This window comes from Curtobacterium sp. MCLR17_054 (assembly GCF_003234335.2).
Taxonomy (GTDB): Bacteria; Actinomycetota; Actinomycetes; order Actinomycetales; family Microbacteriaceae; genus Curtobacterium; species Curtobacterium flaccumfaciens.
The window spans coordinates 3,073,271-3,089,874 of the sequence record NZ_CP126263.1 but is presented as its reverse complement, the minus strand read 5'-3'; the positions used below and the strand labels follow the sequence as shown (position 1 = coordinate 3,089,874).

Genomic DNA, 16,604 nt, shown 5'->3' with positions numbered 1-16,604 from the left:
GGACGAGCGTAGCGCGGGGCGGTGGCGACGGTGCGGAGCAGGGCAGCGCTCAGCCCGCGACCTGCACCGGGACCGTCCTGCCCGTCCGCACCGACTCCTGCGCCGCCAGCACGATCGACAGCGTCCGGAGTCCGACCCCGACGTCCGGCTGCGGCTGCTCCCCGGACCGCACCGCCGCCAGGAACGTCCGGAGCATCGGCAGGTCGTGGTCGGGTCCGTACCGGAGTTCGATCGGTCGGCCCCCGACCGCGTCGAGTCCGCGAGCAGCCGCCCCGAAGAAGTCCACCGACACCGTGCCGCCCGTCCCGGCGACGTCGAGCGTCAGCCCACCCCACACGGGCGACGTGTCCGGTCGGCTCCACGAGCAGTCGATCGCCGCGATCGTGCCGTCGTCGTAGGTGATGGTCACCAGGCCCGCGGTCTCGGCGTTCGCGCGGTCCGCGTGCAGCACCCGGTTGGTGACGGCGGTGACGGACACCGGTGCCGCTCCGGTCAGCCCGTCGATCAGGTCGGCGACGTGCACGACGTGGTCGACGAGGGCGCCGCCTCCGCTCAGTCGGACGTCGGTGAACCAGTCCCGGGCGAGCGGGAGCATGCCGTTGTTCGCGCCCCGCACCGAGAACACCGTGCCGAGTGCGCCGGAGTCCCGCGTCGCGCGCAGCCGGTCGAACGCCGAGGCGAAGCGCACCGGGAACGCCGTCATCAGCAGCACCCCGGCGCGGTCCACCGCATCGCGGATGGCGAGGCCGTCCTGCCACGAGGTCGCGAGCGGCTTCTCGCAGAGCACGTGTGCCCCCGCTGCCGCCGCGAGCTCGACGAACTCGCGGTGCCGCGCGTTCTCGCTCGTGACGATCACCGCGTCCGGACCCCAGGCGAGCAGCTCGTCGACGGAGTCCGCGTACCCGACGCCGAGCGCGCGTGCCAGTTCGGCGCCGCGCAGGTCGCCGAGTTCCGTCCCCGTCGAGGTGCCGTCCGGATCCGTGCCGCGCACCTCGACGTCGGGCATCGCCGCCAGGGCGCCGAGGTAGCTGATGGCGTGCGTGTGGGCGAAGGAGAGCACCCCGACCCGGAGCGTCACCGCGCGACCTCGACCGGCTGGCCGGACTCGATCGAGGCGATCGCCGCGTTCGCGATCCGCACCGCGGCGACGCCGTCGTCCACGGTCACCCGGGGCGGTGCACCACCGTCGAACGCGGCGAGGAAGTCGGCGAGCTCCAGCGCGTACGGGTCGTCCGCCGGGTCCACCGCCGGCAGGAAACCGTCCACGGAAGCCGGTGCCGCCAGGTCACTCCGGGTGTCCTCCTCGGCCCGGGACGAGTGCGACAGGCTGCCGAGCGTCCCCGTCACCGAGTACTCGGTCGTGAAGGCGAGGTGCTGCGGCCCCCACAGCCCGGCGACGTGGCTGATCGCACCCGATTCGTGCGTGAGCAGGACGTGCGCCGCCTCGACCGGCTCGGCCTCGGAACCCGCGCGGACGCTCACCGCCGACAGGCGGGTCACCTCGCCCGCCACCCAGCGCGCGATGTCCAGGTCGTGGATCATCTGGTCCATCACGATCCCGCCCGACAGGGCGCGGTCGCCGAACCAGGGGACGTGGGTGGGGAAGGCGCCGGACCGCGAGAACCGCAACACCGCCAGGTCGCCCAGGAGGCCCGTGGTCGCGGCCTCGTGCAGGCGCGCGTACGCGGGGAACCAGCGCACCACCTGGGCCGGGTAGAGCTGCACGCCTGCGTCCGCAGCGCGGGCTGCCAGGTCCGCCGCGTCCGCGTCGGTCCGGGCCAGGGGCTTCTCGGAGACGACGTCCTTGCCGGCCGCGATCGCCGCACGGACGACCTCGGCGTGGGCGTGCGTCGGGACCACCACGTCGACGACGTCGACCGCGGCGAGGAGCTCGTCGAGGCTGTCGGCGACGGTGATCGTGCTGCCCTCGGCCCGGGCGGTGTCGGTGAACGCGGCGACGAGTTCGTGGGCGCCCTCGCGAGCGTGCACCACCACGTCGCCCAGACGGAGCAGCCCGGGCAGGTGGGCGACGGAGATGCCGCCCGCGCCGACGAGCCCGATGCGTTTGCGGGCGGGGGAGTCCGACTGCGACGTCATGGGGTCAGCGTAGGAGATGCGGTGGGACGGCGGGCAAGGTCAGCCGAGCCAGCCGGGGTCGGCGAACAGCTCCTCGAGCTCGCGCAGCAGCCGGGTCGTGTGGAAGCCGTCGGCAGCGGCGTGGTCGACGTGCAACGCCAGCGGCAGCAGCGTCCGGTCACCAGTGGTCCGGTACCCGCCGAGCGTGATGATCGGCAGCAGGTGGTCCCAGCCGTCGCGCACCTGGAGCGAGAAGCCGGTGAACGACGCCCCCGGCAGGGTCGAGACGTCGAACACGTTGCCGGGCCGGTCGTCCTGCGGGAACATCCGGGTGTCGTCCCGGTACTGCGCCATCGTCGACACCGCGGCGTCGTGGAAGGTGCCGAAGTCCTCGTCGTACGGCACGACCAGGGCGGAGAACGTCTCGGTGTCCGGGTGGAACACGGTGAACATCGGGTGGACGCAGTCCCACACGGCGGGGGAGCCGTCGTCCAGCAGCTGCATCCGGAACTCGTCGTGCCGGTTCACCACGGTCGCGATCGCCCAGAGCTGCGACGCGTAGGTCCGACGGCCGGTCGCTCGGACGCGCGCGACGAAGGCGGTGACGTCGAGTTCGACGGTCACCTCGTACGCGCAGGGCACCCGGCGCCGGTAGTGCTCGAAGTGCTCCCGGCGGGGCCACTGGTCGACGTCGATCGCCCGGAGTTCGGTCATGGCTCCACCCTCGTGCGGGATCGCTTCCCTACGGTGGAGCCATGCCGACGCTCGAACGTGTTCCCGCCCTGGTCGCCACCGGATTCCTCGCGATCCCCGTCGCCGAAGCCCTCGTCGCGTTGCCGACCGAGGTCGTCATGAAGATCGAGGGCGCCCCGATCGACGCCGACCTGGCCGACACCGCCGCGTTCTCGGAGGCGTACGGCTACCCGCTGGCCGGCGGCGCGAACTGCATCGTCGTCGCAGGGAAGCGCGGCGACGAGGTCCGCTACGCCGCCTGCGTCGTCCTCGCATCGACGAAGCTCGACGTGAACCGGGTCGTGAAGCAACTGCTCGACGTCCGCAAGGCGAGCTTCGCCCCGATGGACGAAGCGGTCGAGCTGACCGGCATGGAGTACGGCGGCATCACCCCGATCGGGCTGCCGTCGTCGTGGCCGCTCTACATCGACGCGCGCGTCCTCGACGCCCCCGAGGTAGTCATCGGCGCCGGGCGCCGCGCCGCGAAGCTGTTCCTACCCGGCGCAGCACTCACCGCACTGCCGAACGTCACCGTGGTCGAGGGCCTGGCGACTGAACCGGTCAGTCCGACGGCCGGATGAGGCAGAACGGGTGCCCCGCGGGGTCGAGGTAGACGCGGAACGTCTCCGTGCCCGCCCCCGTGGCCGTCGCACCGATCGCGAGCACCGCGGCCTCGCCGTCGTCCAGGTCGTCGACCTTCACGTCGAGGTGGCTCTGCTGCGGGACCGTCTGCCCCGGCCAGTCCGGCGCCCGGTAGTCGTCGACCTGCTGGAACGCCAGGATCGGACGGTGGTCGGTGAACGGGAGGGCGAGCTCCGCCCAGTCCTCGTCGAAGCCGACGATCTCCCCGCCGAGCAGCTCGGCGTAGAAGCGGGCGAGGGCGCGGGTGTCCGGGCAGTCCAGGACGACGACGTCGAGTGTGCCGATCATGGCCGACACGGTAGACCCATCAGCGCGCGGCGGTCAGGGCCTTCGTGATCCGCTGCAACGAGACGGTCTCGGCGGTTCCGAGTTCCTGCGCGAACAGGCTGAGCCGGAACTCCTCGAGCATCCACCGCGCGTGCACGAGCTCCGGGTGCGCCCCGACCGCGGGCGGGAAGGCACCGCCGGCATCGGTGTAGCGGTCGGTCGCCACGGTGACCTCGCGCATCCAGGTGGCGTCTCGCCCGGGGTTCTGCAGCAGCTTCTGCACGCGGGCCTCGATGCCCTGCAGGTAGACGCGGATGCGGCGCAGCCGGTCGAGCCCCGCGACGGCGACGAACCCGGGGAACACCAGGCGCTCCATCTGCTGCCGCATGTCGCTGAGGGCGGCGAGCAGCGACATCGAGTTCGCCTGCTTGAGTGCCCGTTCGGCGGAGCGCTGCGCGGCCAGGGCCGCCGCGACCTCGGACACGGCGGTGAACATCGTGTCGACGACGGAGGCCGACACGGCATCGCGGACCGACTCGAACTCGGCCTTCGTGAAGACGAGGCCGTCCGGGTGGGCCCGACGGATGCCGGCGTCGACCACGGCGGCCAGGACGTCGTCGAACAGCGCGGCGGTCGACGGGTAGGGGCTGGCGGCGAGCGCGAGCTTCTCCTGCGCGGTCAGGTGCGACTGGATGTACGACACGGGCGACGGCACCGCGTGCATCACCAGACGGCGGACCCCGGCAGGCATCCGGACGACGCGGTCGGACGGGGTGGCGAGCAGCTGCACGCCGACGGTCGCCTTCGGACCCCTGCCTTCCTCGACCAGGGACGGGTACGCGCGGATGACGCCGCCCGCCTGCTTGGTGTCGAGGGTCTGCGGCAGGTCCTGGTCGGGCCAGGCGGTGAGTCCGGACTGTTCCAGCGGGCGACCGGCGCCGGCGGATGCGACGCGAGCCGCGCCTCCGGTCCGTCCTGCGCCCTTCGCCGTGGCGGAGGCGACGCTCTGCTGGGTCCGGTCCTTGAGCTTGGTCTGCAGGGCCGACAGGTCCTTGCCGGTCTCGACCCGGCGACCACGCTCGTCGACCACGGCCCACGTCGGCAGCAGGTGCGCGGGGACGCGGGACAGGTCGAAGTCGGACTCGGAGACCGGGACGTAGGTCATGCGCTGGATCGCCTTGGCGAGGGTGGCGCGGAACGACTCCGTCGGCTCGGTCGGGGCGTCGTCGGGCAGCTCGGCGACGATCTTCTCGGCCCAGTCGGCAGCGGGCACGACGTTCTTGCGGATCTGCTTCGGCAGCGACTTGATGAGCGCGGTGACGAGTTCCTTGCGGAGGCCGCGCACCTGCCAGTCGAAGCCCTCTTCACGCATCCGTGGCAGGAGCGCGAGGGGGACCTGCACGCTGACGCCGTCGTCCTGTGCGCCGGGCTCGAAGCGGTACTGGATGGCGAGACGCTGGTCGCCGCTCCGCCACTGGGTCGGGTACTCGACGTCGTCCTCGGCGGCCTCGGCCGCTGATTCGTCCAGCAGGTCCGACCGGCGCATCGTGAGCAGGTCCGGCTGCTCACGGCGGGTGGTCCGCCACCACCCCTCGAAGTCGCGGGTCGTGGCGACGTCGGCTGGGATGCGGGCGTCGTAGAACTCGTAGACGTTCTCGTCGTCGAGCAGGATGTCCCGGCGGCGGGTGCGTTCCTCGAGCTGCTCGAGTTCCTTGCGGAGCTTCCGGTTGGCGCGGTCGAAGGCCTGCTGCGATTCCCACTCACCCTCGACCAGGGCGTGCCGGATGAAGAGCTCGCGGGAGTGTTCCGGGTCGATCCGCGAGTACTGCACGCGGCGGCGCTGCACGATCGGGACGCCGAACAGGGTCACGCGCTCGTAGGCGACGACCGCCCCCTGCTTCTTCTCCCAGTGCGGTTCGCCGTAGGTGCGCTTGAGCAGGTCACCGGCGAGCGGCTCCACCCAGGCGGGGTCGATCCGGCCGACGGTCCGAGCGAACAACCGGCTCGTCTCGACGAGCTCGGCGGCCATCACGGCGTCCGGCTGCTTCTTCGCGAGCACGCTGCCCGGGAACACCACGAACCGGGTGTTCCGCGAGCCCAGGTAGTCGCGCTTCTCGCGGTCGCGCAGCCCGATCTGGCTGAGGAGTCCGGAGAGCAGCGCGCGGTGCACGGCGTCGCCGTCGTCGGAGCGGGCCTGCCCGACTCGGACGTCGACCTGCTTCGCGGCACGGGAGAGCTGCCGGTACAGGTCCTGCCACTCGCGGATGCGCAGGTAGTTCAGGAACTCGGCCTTGCACAGCCGGCGGAACGCGCTCGACGACAGTTCCTCCTGCTGCTCCTCGATGTGGTTCCAGAGGTTCAGCAGGGTCAGGAAGTCACTCGTCGGGTCGGCGAACCGGGCGTGCAGCTGGTCGGCGTGCGCACGCTTCTCGAGGGGCCGCTCGCGGGGGTCCTGGATGCTCAGGGCGCTGACGATGGCGATGACCTCGCGCCCGACGCCCTGCCGCCCGGCCTCGAGCACCATGCGACCGAGCCGGGGGTCGATCGGCAGCCGGGTCAGCTGTCGCCCGGACTTGGTGATGCGGCCGTCCTTGTCGACGGCGCGGAGCTCGCGGAGCAGGTCGAGGCCGTCCTTCACACCCCGGCTGTCCGGCGGTTGCAGGAACGGGAACGACTCGATGTCCCCGAAGCCGAGCGAGATCATCTGCAGGATCACCGCGGCGAGGTTCGTGCGGAGGATCTCGGGGTCGGTGTACTCGGGGCGCCGGCCGAAGTCGTCTTCGGAGTAGAGCCGGATCGCGATGCCGGCACTCGTGCGGCCCGCTCGACCGGAGCGCTGACTGGCGCTGGCCTGCGAGATCGCCTCGATCGGCAGGCGCTGCACCTTGGCCCGCGGGGAGTACCGCGAGATGCGTGCCGTACCCGTGTCGATCACGTACTTGATGCCGGGCACGGTCAGTGAGGTCTCGGCGACGTTCGTGGCGAGGACGACACGACGGCGGATGCCCGGGGTGTGCCGGCGCTCGAAGACCCGGTGCTGGTCGGCGGCGGACAGGCGGCCGTACAGCGGCAGGACCTCGGTGCCCGGGTAGCGCTTGCCCTCGATCGCGTCCTGCGCGTCGCGGATCTCGTTCTCGCCGGACAGGAACACGAGCACGTCGCCCGGGTCCTCCTGTGCCAGCTCGTCGAGGGCGTCGGTGATGCCCTGCAGGGTGTCGCGGTCGTCGGCTGCGTTGCCGCTGTCGCCGGTGCGGGAGTCCGACTCGTCGTCGGCGTCGTCGTCCTGGTCTTCGGCGACGAGGGGGCGGTACCGGATCTCGACCGGGTAGGTGCGGCCGGACACCTCGATGATGGGGGCGTCGTCGAAGTGTTTCGAGAACGACTCCGGGTCGATCGTCGCACTCGTGATGATGAGCTTCAGGTCGGGGCGACGGGGGAGCAGCCGCTTCAGGTAACCCAGCAGGAAGTCGATCGTCAGGGACCGCTCGTGCGCCTCGTCGATGATGATCGTGTCGTACCGCTTCAGGTCGCGGTCGAAGTGGATCTCGTTCAGCAGGATGCCGTCGGTCATCAGCTTCACGCGGGTCTCGGAGCTCACCTTGTCGGTGAAACGGACCTGGTAGCCGACGAGCCCGCCGAGCTCCCCGCCGCCCAGTTCTTCCGCCACACGTTCGGCGATGGTCCGTGCCGCGATCCGCCGGGGCTGGGTGTGCCCGATGTGCTCACGACCGAGCTCGAGGCAGATCTTCGGCAGCTGCGTCGTCTTGCCCGAGCCGGTGGCCCCGGCGACGATGACCACCTGGTTGTCACGGATGGCAGCCGCGATGTCGTCCCGCCGCTGCGAGACCGGCAGTTCGGGCGGGTACGTGATGACGGGCAGCGGAGAAGACATGAGCATTCCAGGATACAGGCGCGCCGGGCGGGAGGCGCGTCAGGCGATCTGCTGGGCCAGGGCGTCCGCCGACCGGGACGGCAGTTCGCACACCCGGTCGTGGCAGACGTACGCAGCAGGGTCGAGCACGTCGCGTCCCTCGAACAACGAGAACCCCGCCTCGGCCCAGTCGCGTGCCTGCTCCGGCGTCGTGGTGGCGACGACCGTACCGGGGCGCCGACCACGGTGTGCCACGGCCCGCATCGGGTCGTCGGTGCCGCTCGTGACGACGACGATCTCGCGCGACGGCCGTTGCAGGGCGAGGGTGACACCGAGGGCATCCGCGTGACCGAGGGGTCGCTCGGTCCCGGTGCGGGCGCGGTCGGCGATGAGTCGTGCCGCGGCGACCCGCAGTGCCTCGTCACCCGTCAGTGCCCCGAGCGTCGCGGCGGCCGACGCCAGCGCCACGGTGCCGGACCGCATCGCCGTCTGCGGCTGTTCCCCTGTGGCCGTCCCCGCTGCGGCCAGCACCGGGTCGACGTCGAAGCGCTCGGCCAGGCCGTCGTCGACGAGCGAGCGTGCGACGGTCGCGTAGGAGACCTCGCCCGTCACCAGGGCCAGTTCGAGCAGCCCTTCGGCGAGCAGTCCGACGTCCTCGACGGTGGCCGGTGCGGAGGACACCCCGCGCGGTGTGCTGGACCGCACCGTCACGTGGTCGTCCTGCACGTGTGCGGAGAGGACCGCGTCGGCCGCGCCCCGCGCGAGCGCGACGAGTTCCGGGTCGCCGTGCCGTGCGCCGGCGATCGCCAGCCCCCGGATCGCCAGGCCGTTCCAGCCCGTGAGCACCTGGTCGTCCAGCGGTGGCGGGTCGAGCTGGGCGCGCTCGGCGATCGGTCGGCGGTACCACTCGCCCTCGACCCGACGGCCGTCGATGGTCGACTCGCTGTCCTGCGCGGCGACGAACGCCCCGTCGGCACGGCGCAGGGTGTCGCGGAGGAAGTCGGCGATGCCGCGGGCCTGTTCGGCACCCGCGACCGCGAGCAGCCCCGCGTTGTCGTAGAGCATCCGTTCGTAGTGCGGCACGCTCCAGTCGCGCTTGGTGGCGTACCGGAAGACGCCGCCGTCGGCGTCGGTCAGCTCGGACGCGCGGATCGCGTGCAACGACCGGTCGAGCAACCCGTCGGCCTCGGCGTCGCCGTCGGCCGCCGCGTCGGCGAGGAACTCGAGCAGCGGTGTGCTCGGGAACTTCGGCGCGCCGCCGAAACCACCGTAGGTGGTGTCCTCTGCCTGGGACAGCTGGTCCGTGACGGCCCGGATGGCATCGACGGACGGGAGGCCCGGGTCGGCTCCGATACCGCCCTCGCCCGAGCGGGTGGCAGCGTCCGCCACGGCGCCTTGCCGGATCGCCGTCGCGATGGCCGACGCGTTCGCGTCGACTTCGTGCCGACGCTCGGTCCAGGCGTCGAGCACCGCGGCCAGGATCTGCCGGAACGCCGGGACCTGCCCGACGGGAGTGGGTGGGAAGTACGTCCCCGCGAAGAAGACGTGGCCGTCGGGCGTCAGGAACGTCGTCAGCGGCCAGCCGAGCTGCTGCGTGAACGCACTCGCAGAGGCCATCAGGCTCGCGTCGACGTCCGGCCGTTCTTCGCGGTCGACCTTCACCGACACGAAGTCCCGCCGGAGCAGCTCGCCGATCTCCGGGTCGTCGAAGCTCTCGCGCGCCATCACGTGGCACCAGTGGCACGTGGCGTACCCGACCGACACCAGCACCGGGACCCCGCGCTCGCGCGCTTCGGCGAACGCCTCGGGACCCCACTCGCGCCAGTCGACAGGGTTGTCGGCGTGCAGACGCAGGTAGGGGCTGACCGAGGTGCCGAGGCGGTTGTCGTTCATGGCTCCAGCGTGCCCGCAGCCGACTGGGCGGACCACCGCCCGGGGACAACTGTGGACGGAACGCCCACTCTGCACAGGTCGTGCGGGGAGATCAGCGCTCGAGCCAGCCCGTGATCGACGCGAGCCGTGCGGCCACCTGGGCGGGGCTCTGGCCGTCGGTGTCCACCCGGGTGACCGTGTCCGCCGTGGCCGAGTCGAGCCTCCCGGCCGTCCGCGTGCTGTGCGCGAGCTGCGCCTGCGGGACCGCACCGCCCGCTCGTCGTGCGAGCCGGTCGGCGGTCGTGTCGTCGGATGCGCGGAGCAGGACGAGGCTGACCAGCGGATCGTCGCCCATCGCTGCAGCGAGGCGCTCGTGCTCGAGCACGGACACGGTGTTCGTGGAGACGAGCCGGTGGTGCCCGATCGCCCGGTAGCCGGCCCAGATCGCGGCGAGGTTCCGCTCGGCCAGGTGGGCGTCGGGGTGTTCGACGTGCGGTGCCGGGTGCGCGAGGTCGAGCAGGTCGCCCTCGATCACCGCGTGCTGGACGTCCGCCGCGACGAGCAGGTCGTGCAGTGCCTCGGCTGCCGTGGACTTGCCCACGCCGGAACGTCCGCCGATGAACAGGACCTCGGACCGGGGCACCGTGTCAGCCCAGGTTGAGGGAGAGGAGTGCGAGTGCGGCGTCCTCGGGGCCGTAGTCGAACATGTGCTCCCAGAACGGGTCGTCGGCCCACGGGACGTCGCCGTCGGCGGGCGTCGCGTGGGCGGTCTCGACCAGCCATGCCAGTTCCGGGGCGACGGCGGTCGCGAACTGCGGCGGTTCCCAACCCAGGGCGCGTGCCGCCGTGGTGTCGAGGACGAACGGCGGTCGTGACGACCACGGCGTGCCGCCCACGAACGCGGGCGCGTCCTCGTCGAGCAGGACCTCGTCGAACCGGTGGTCCAGGTGTCCGGCGATCGTCCGCACGATCTCGAGCGCGGTCGGGGCCGAGGCGTCCGCGACGTTGAGGATCCGGCGGTCCGGCGCGTCCGCGACGAGCCGGACGAGCGAACCGATGCCGCTCGCCGCCGTCGTGTGGTCGACGCCGCGGCCGTGGTCGGCGAGCAGGATGCGCTCCCGGCCGTCGAGCACACGGCGGACGACGAACCACTCCCGTGGGCGGCCGATGCCGACGCCGTACACCTTCGACGGGCGGAGCACCGTGACCGGGGCGCCGTGGTCGAGCAGGACCTGCTCGGCCGCCACCTTCGCGGCGCCGTAGCCGTCACGACTCGTCGGGTCACCGTCCCCGGCGGCGACCGTGGGCTGGATCTCGGTGACCGCGCCGCCGAACACCGGCTTGTCGAGCGAGTTCGCGTGCCGTCCCTGCTCGTCGGCGTACACCGACCTGGACGACACGAAGACGGTCGAGCCGACGTCGTCGAGGAACGGCAGGAGCTGCTGTGCGTCGTCGCGGGTCAGGCCGACGGTGTCGACGAGCAGATCGGCTCCGGGGCGGAGCAGGTCGCGCAGGACGGAACGGTCGCGGCGGTCGCCGGGCGTGAACGTGGCGCCGGAAGCGGTCAGGGCGTCCGCTGCGGGGCCGCCTCGGCGTGCGAGGACTTCCACCTGCCAGTCGTCGCCGCCGCGGCCGGAGGCGTCGAGGAGCTCTCGTGCGACGGCCGAGCCGATCCCGCCGGTGCCGCCGAGGATGACCGCGCGTCTGGTGCTCATGGTGCAACGGTAGTGCGGCGCGGCACGGCCGACGGTCCTCGATCGGTTCCGTCAGGAGGCGAGCTGCTCGTGCCGCCACCAGTCGGCCAGCGAACCGTCGTAGACCTTCACCCGGTCGTGTCCGAGCACCGTCAGGGCGAGGGCGTCGACGCACGCGGCGCTGCCCACCCCGCAGTACGTGACGATCTCGTCGGCACCGATCACCGCGGCGAAGGCCCGCTCGAGCTCGGCGCCGCGCAGGTACGCGTTCGTCTCGGGGTCCACCAGGGTGTCCGCCGTGATCGAGGTGCTGCCCGGCACGATCGGCGGGTGGTCGTCGCCGAGGGCCGCCCAGGGCGCGGCGAACACCAGGGATGCCGGCTCTTCGCCGGAGACCGCACGGGTGACGCGGTCGTGGTCGGCCCAGAGCGCACGTTCTTCGCCGGCCAGGAACGCACCGGCATCGGGGTCGGACGGCGTCGCGCGAGTGTGGAGTGCGCCCACGCGGACCGGGCGGCCCTCGTCGCGCCACTTCGTGAAGCCACCGTCGAGCACCGCGACCGAGTCGAAGCCGAACGAACGGAAGATCCACCACAGGCGTGCCGACCACTCGCCGACGCTGTCGTCGTAGACCACCACGGTCGAGGTGTTCGTCACGCCGAGCTGTGCCGCGGCGACCTCGAAGCGCTCGGCGCCGGGGCGGGTGAACGGGACGTCGGCGTCGGCGGCGGAGAAGTCGTCGATCAGGTCGGCGAAGCGGGCGCCGGGCACGTGGCCGCGCTGCTCGTGGGCGTCCCGCCCGGGGAGCCAGCTCGTGTCGAACCCGGCCCCGACCGTGTGCACCGAGGCGTCGAGCACGACGAGCTCGTCAGCACCGAGGTGGTCTGCGAGCCACTGCGTCGACACGAGTGGTGAGGTCAGGACGGGGGCCATGTCGCACACCATAATCCGCACCCCTGACGTGGGCCAGGGACGTGGACACACGGCGCAACCGGGGGTGGGGGTAGGTGCATGCGTGGGCAGTGATCGACGATGCACCAGTCGTTCGACGAGTGGTCTGTCGGAACATGCGCAGGCACCGAGTGCGTGCGCATCGATCGACGATGCACGCGTCGTTCGACAGGTGGATCGTCGTGGAACGGGTGTCCCCGCCCCCCACCCACACGCACGACGGCCCGCCCCGGCAGAACCGGAACGGGCCGAAGACGCGGAGCGAACCGCCAGCGTCAGTGCGCTGCGGCGGGGATGCTCCCGGTCGTGGCGGACCCGGCACGGGCGAGCCGCTCGACCCGCACCGACTGCCGGTTGATGAGCAGTCCGCCGGCCAGGGCGACGAGCACGAGCACGCCGGCCGAGATGCCGAACGCCACGTGGTACCCGTCGAGCGTGGCCTGGGCCTGCTGCAGCTTGGTCGGGGCGGCGGTCAGCCCGGACAGGCTGTTCGACACGACGTCCGCGAAGATCGTCGACAGCAGCGCCGTGCCGATCGAGCCACCGATCTGCTGCATGGTGTTGACCGTCGCCGAGGCCACACCGGCGTCGGCCCGGGCGACCCCGGTCGTCGCGGTGTTCATCGCGGACGAGAAGATCGTGCCCATGCCGAGACCGATGACGATCAGCGCCGGCAGGACGGTGCCCGCGTAGGAGCTGTCCAGGTCGGTGCGGAGCAGCAGCAGGAGCCCGGTCGCGGCGACCAGGCCGCCAGCGAAGATGAGCACCTTCGGCCCGACGCGCGGCAGCAGGCGGCCACCGATCTGCGTCGCCGAGATCATGATCGACAGCGGCATCGGCAGGAATGCGAGACCGGTCTGCAGCGAGCTGAAGCCGAGGGTCTGCTCCAGGTAGTAGGTCAGGAACAGGAAGATGCCGAACATGCCGATCGCGACCAGGCCGATCGCGATGAACGAGCCGCCGCGGTCACGGTCGAGCACGACGCGCAGGGGCAGCAGCGGGTGGGCGACGCGGGTCTCGATGAACACGAACGCGGCGATCAGCACGACACCGCCGGCGAGCATGGCGATCGTGACGGGGGAGTCCCAGCCGTTCGTCTCGGCGTTCGAGAAGCCGTAGACGACGCCGACGAGCCCGAGCGTGATGGTGATGACCCCGAGGACGTCGATGCGCGGACGCTCGACCTTCGGTGGCTTCTCCATGAAGACGAGGGCACCGATCACGCCGAGCACGGCGAAGACGACGTTGACGTAGAGGCACCAGCGCCACGAGGCGTACTCGGTCAGCACGCCGCCGAGCAGCAGGCCGATGGCCGCACCCGAGCCGGCGATGGACCCGAAGATGCCGAACGCGCGACCGCGTTCCTTGGGATCGCGGAACGTGGTGGTCAGCATGCCGAGCGCGGACGGGGCGAGCAGCGCGCCGAAGACACCCTGCAGTGCGCGGGCCGCGACGAGCAGGCCGAACGAGTCGGCGAGGCCACCGAGCACCGAGGCGACGGCGAAGCCGACCAGCCCGATGATGAAGGTGTTCTTGCGGCCGAACAGATCGCCGAGACGACCGCCGAGCAGCAGCAGCGAGCCGAACGCCAGCGAGTACGCGGTGACGATCCACTGTCGCTGGTCGGTGCCGAAGTCCAGGTCGGCCTGGGCCGAGGGCAGGGCGATGTTCACGATGGTCGCGTCGAGCACGACCATCAGCTGTGCGAGGGCGATGACCGCCAGGGCGATCCAGCGGTGGTTGCTCTTGGCGGGGGTGGTGCCCGGAGTCGTGGGTGCTGTCCCGGTGGGGGTCGGCACGGTGTGTTCTGCCGTCACGGCAGCCTCCTTCGAGAAGGTTGGAGGGTGGGGTGGAGGTGCGCGCCGTCGGGCACTCCCGAGATGTGGTGGTGACGAAACCGGATGCGAGGCATCCGTTTGTCGTCAGTGTAGACCGAAACGGAAGGAGGGCATCCACTTGTTCCCAGAAAGTGCAACTACGGTCGGATCGTGAGCACCACCGACTCCGTGTCCGACCTCGAGCGACCGCTGCGCGCCGACGCTGCGCGCAACCGCGAGCTGATCCTGCAGACGGCGCGCAAGTGCTTCGCCGAGCGCGGGCTCTCCGTCACGTTGAACGACATCGCGCACGAGGCCGGCGTCGGGGTCGGCACCGTCTACCGACGGTTCGCCGACAAGGACTCCCTGATCGAGGCGCTGCTCGCCACCAAGTTCGAGGCCATGAACGACGCCGCAGCGCGCGCCGCGGACGTGTCCGACCCGCGTGAGGCGCTCCGGGTGTACCTGATGGGCGTCTTCGCCTTCCGTGCACGCGACCGTGCCCTCGCCGACGCCATCGTCCGTGCCGGCAAGGCCCGTCCGTCCATCGTGCAGGAGCGCGACCGGCTCGAACGCCAGGTCGCCGCGATCATCGGCCGCGCCGAGACCGCCGGCGTCGTCCGCCCCGGCTTCGACTACCGGGACCTGCCGATGCTCACCGCGATGGTCGGTGCGGTCGCCGACGCCACCCGTGAGCACGACCCTGATGCCTGGCGCCGCTACGCGGAACTCCTGATCCAGGGCGTCCTGCCGGGCACGGACGACACCGCGCCGATGCTCGGCGACCCGCTGGACCGCGAGTCGATCGAGCGCGCGCTGCACGCGCAGTCCTGACCCGCGACGGACTGGAGGCCCGTGGCGGCGCCGCCACGGGCCTCCAGTCCGGCGGTGGTCGCCACCAGAGCGCCCAGCGCGACTGGCGCGCCCGGACCGGCCGGACCTGCCAGGCCGGCTACAGCCAGCTGGGGATCCAGTAGTGCGACCGGACGAAGTCCCACGGCACCTGCATCGCCGTCCACATCGGGTACCAGTAGACCGAGGCCAGCACGACGACGCCCAGGTACACGCCGACCCACAGGATCGCCCGCGACCGGCGTGACCGTTCGTCGCTCCGCCTGCCGAGCACCAACCCGATCGCGGCGGCCAGCGCCATCACCATGTAGGGCTCGAAGGCGATCGTGTAGAACTGGAACACCGTCCGGTCGACGTACATCAGCCAGGGCAGGTACCCCGCCGCGACGCCGAGCAGGACGAAGCCGTACTCCCACTTCCGGCGCAGGACCCAGAGCACGAGCAGCGCCACCGTCGCGATGACCGAGGCGTACCAGATGAACGGGTTCGCGATGCCGGTGATCGCCTCGCCGCAGCGGTTCGCCCAGCAGCCGTCCTGCCCGGCGTCCGTGCCGACGTAGAACATCGACGTGGGGCGCTGCATCACGAGCCAGAGCAGCGGGTTCGCCTGGTACGAGTGCGGGGTGTGCAGCCCGATGTTGAAGGCGTAGATCTCCGACTGGTAGTGCCACCAGTTCTGCAGGCTGTCCGGCACCCAGGCGAGCAGCCCGGTCCAGCGGTCGCCGCCCGAGGACAGCCAGTTGCGGTCCCATCCGTCCTTCGAGACGAACCAGCCGGTCCACGACGCCACGTAGGTCACCGCGGCGATCGGCACGGTCAGCAGGAACGACACCGGTGCCTGCTGCAGCAGCGCGCTCGACGACCAGAACTCGACCCCGGCGCGGCGGCGCATCATCAGGTCGCTCAGCACGGAGTACACCGCGAAGAACGCCAGGAAGTACATCCCCGACCACTTCGTCGCCGCCGCCAGCCCGAGGGCCAGGCCCATCGCGAACAACCACGGACGCCACCAGAACACCGGCCCCCACAGGGTGGTCCGGCCCGCGGCGGCGCGGGCGGCGACCCACTCGTCGAGCCGCCGTTGGCTCTGTCGGCGGTCGAGCAGCAGCGCCCCGAACCCGAGGATGACGAAGAAGGTCAGGATGCCGTCGAGGAGCGTCACCCGCGACATCACGATCGCCTGCCCGTCGATCGCGAGCAGGAACCCGGCGAGCGTGCCGATCATCGTCGAACGGAACAGCGACCGGGCGATCACGGCGGTGAGGAACACCGTCGCGATGCCGAGCACGGCCACCGTGAAGCGCCAGCCGAACGAGTTGTCCGCCCCGAACAGCAGCATCCCGAGGCCGATGAGGTACTTGCCGAGCGGCGGGTGCGCGATGAACTCCGCGGCACTCGTGAAGACGTCCGTCTCACCGCGCACGAACCGGTCGTCGGTCGTCGGGGCGCCGTCCCCGCTCGGGTTCGCGGGCCAGGTGCCCTCGTACCCGAGGTGCACGATCGACCAGCCGTCCTTGACGTAGTACGTCTCGTCGAACACGAGCGAGTGCGGGGTGCCGAGGTTCACCAGCCGCAGCACGGCGGCGAGGAGCGTCACCGCGAGCGGACCCGTCCACCGCCACACGGCGACGCGCTGCGACGTGGAGAGCACCCGCCCCCACCAGTCGTCCAGGCGCGAGCCGACCGGCCCGTCGGGCACGGCCGTGCGGTCGTCGGTCAGCTCGCTGGTCATCGCTGAGCATCCTACGGATCGACCACATGTCCCCGCTGCGACGGGGCTGCTCGCGCCGACGCGGCTGCCCCGGGCCACGGCGGTGTCGCCGCGCCGGG

General features: G+C 71.6%; 13 protein-coding genes. 2 read left to right on the top strand and 11 right to left on the bottom strand.

What is annotated here, in order from left to right:
• Positions 1-49: 49 nt before the first annotated feature.
• Genes DEJ08_RS14600 through DEJ08_RS14590 form a run of 3 tightly spaced genes read right to left on the bottom strand, consistent with a single transcriptional unit; the run spans position 50 to position 2,790 of the window.
• Positions 50-1,078 carry a Gfo/Idh/MocA family protein gene (locus DEJ08_RS14600; protein WP_111055079.1) on the bottom strand — a complete coding sequence of 343 codons (1,029 nt, stop codon included), beginning with the start codon at positions 1,076-1,078 and terminating at the stop codon, positions 50-52.
• Positions 1,075-2,097: a Gfo/Idh/MocA family protein gene (locus DEJ08_RS14595; RefSeq protein WP_111055078.1), complete on the bottom strand. Its 1,023-nt coding sequence runs from the start codon at positions 2,095-2,097 to the stop codon at positions 1,075-1,077. Before DEJ08_RS14595 ends, DEJ08_RS14600 begins: the two co-directional genes overlap by 4 nt.
• A gap of 39 nt (positions 2,098-2,136) precedes the next feature.
• Positions 2,137-2,790 carry a CatA-like O-acetyltransferase gene (locus DEJ08_RS14590; RefSeq protein ID WP_111055077.1) on the bottom strand — a complete coding sequence of 218 codons (654 nt, stop codon included), beginning with the start codon at positions 2,788-2,790 and terminating at the stop codon, positions 2,137-2,139.
• Positions 2,791-2,831: 41 nt separating this feature from the next.
• Here DEJ08_RS14590 and DEJ08_RS14585 point away from each other — a divergent pair, with 41 nt between their 5' ends.
• Positions 2,832-3,389, top strand: a complete 558-nt coding sequence (locus tag DEJ08_RS14585; protein ID WP_071246993.1) for a YbaK/EbsC family protein — start codon at positions 2,832-2,834, stop codon at positions 3,387-3,389.
• Here the strand turns inward: DEJ08_RS14585 and DEJ08_RS14580 are convergent.
• The 7 genes from DEJ08_RS14580 to DEJ08_RS14550 form a co-directional block, all read right to left on the bottom strand.
• On the bottom strand, positions 3,370-3,738 hold the full coding sequence (locus DEJ08_RS14580) for a VOC family protein (protein ID WP_181439036.1): 369 nt from the start codon (positions 3,736-3,738) through the stop codon (positions 3,370-3,372). The genes DEJ08_RS14585 and DEJ08_RS14580 overlap by 20 nt on opposite strands.
• 19 nt (positions 3,739-3,757) lie before the next feature.
• Positions 3,758-7,609 carry an ATP-dependent RNA helicase HrpA gene (hrpA, locus tag DEJ08_RS14575; protein WP_111055075.1) on the bottom strand — a complete coding sequence of 1,284 codons (3,852 nt, stop codon included), beginning with the start codon at positions 7,607-7,609 and terminating at the stop codon, positions 3,758-3,760.
• A 39-nt stretch (positions 7,610-7,648) separates the two neighbouring features.
• Positions 7,649-9,481 (bottom strand): thioredoxin domain-containing protein, encoded by a 1,833-nt coding sequence (locus DEJ08_RS14570; protein ID WP_111055074.1) that lies wholly within the window; start codon positions 9,479-9,481, stop codon positions 7,649-7,651.
• Between the two features lie 91 nt (positions 9,482-9,572).
• Positions 9,573-10,103, bottom strand: a complete 531-nt coding sequence (locus DEJ08_RS14565; protein ID WP_111055073.1) for an AAA family ATPase — start codon at positions 10,101-10,103, stop codon at positions 9,573-9,575.
• Positions 10,104-10,107: 4 nt separating this feature from the next.
• Positions 10,108-11,175, bottom strand: coding sequence for an NAD-dependent epimerase/dehydratase family protein (locus tag DEJ08_RS14560; RefSeq protein ID WP_111055072.1), 1,068 nt, complete (start codon positions 11,173-11,175; stop codon positions 10,108-10,110).
• Between the two features lie 51 nt (positions 11,176-11,226).
• Positions 11,227-12,087, bottom strand: coding sequence for a sulfurtransferase (locus DEJ08_RS14555; RefSeq protein ID WP_181436726.1), 861 nt, complete (start codon positions 12,085-12,087; stop codon positions 11,227-11,229).
• Between the two features lie 293 nt (positions 12,088-12,380).
• Complete coding sequence (locus DEJ08_RS14550; RefSeq protein ID WP_027466052.1) at positions 12,381-13,922, bottom strand: MFS transporter; 1,542 nt, start codon at positions 13,920-13,922, stop codon at positions 12,381-12,383.
• Positions 13,923-14,093: 171 nt separating this feature from the next.
• Here DEJ08_RS14550 and DEJ08_RS14545 point away from each other — a divergent pair, with 171 nt between their 5' ends.
• Entirely contained in the window at positions 14,094-14,756 is a 663-nt protein-coding gene (locus DEJ08_RS14545) for a TetR/AcrR family transcriptional regulator (RefSeq protein ID WP_035808760.1), read from the top strand.
• Positions 14,757-14,874: 118 nt separating this feature from the next.
• On the opposite strand, the gene DEJ08_RS14540 is transcribed toward DEJ08_RS14545, so the two are convergent.
• Positions 14,875-16,506 carry a dolichyl-phosphate-mannose--protein mannosyltransferase gene (locus DEJ08_RS14540; RefSeq protein WP_111055071.1) on the bottom strand — a complete coding sequence of 544 codons (1,632 nt, stop codon included), beginning with the start codon at positions 16,504-16,506 and terminating at the stop codon, positions 14,875-14,877.
• Between the last annotated feature and the right edge of the window lie 98 nt (positions 16,507-16,604).

What these genes read in the sequence shown, in the direction of transcription:
- DEJ08_RS14585 (WP_071246993.1), top strand. Translation starts at nt 2,832, where the DNA reads ATGCCGACGCTCGAACGTGTTCCCGCCCTGGTCGCCACCGGATTCCTC.
- hrpA (WP_111055075.1), bottom strand. Translation starts at nt 7,609, where the DNA reads ATGTCTTCTCCGCTGCCCGTCATCACGTACCCGCCCGAACTGCCGGTC.
- DEJ08_RS14595 (WP_111055078.1), bottom strand. Translation starts at nt 2,097, where the DNA reads ATGACGTCGCAGTCGGACTCCCCCGCCCGCAAACGCATCGGGCTCGTC.
- DEJ08_RS14560 (WP_111055072.1), bottom strand. Translation starts at nt 11,175, where the DNA reads ATGAGCACCAGACGCGCGGTCATCCTCGGCGGCACCGGCGGGATCGGC.
- DEJ08_RS14580 (WP_181439036.1), bottom strand. Translation starts at nt 3,738, where the DNA reads ATGATCGGCACACTCGACGTCGTCGTCCTGGACTGCCCGGACACCCGC.
- DEJ08_RS14540 (WP_111055071.1), bottom strand. Translation starts at nt 16,506, where the DNA reads ATGACCAGCGAGCTGACCGACGACCGCACGGCCGTGCCCGACGGGCCG.
- DEJ08_RS14555 (WP_181436726.1), bottom strand. Translation starts at nt 12,087, where the DNA reads ATGGCCCCCGTCCTGACCTCACCACTCGTGTCGACGCAGTGGCTCGCA.
- DEJ08_RS14570 (WP_111055074.1), bottom strand. Translation starts at nt 9,481, where the DNA reads ATGAACGACAACCGCCTCGGCACCTCGGTCAGCCCCTACCTGCGTCTG.
- DEJ08_RS14590 (WP_111055077.1), bottom strand. Translation starts at nt 2,790, where the DNA reads ATGACCGAACTCCGGGCGATCGACGTCGACCAGTGGCCCCGCCGGGAG.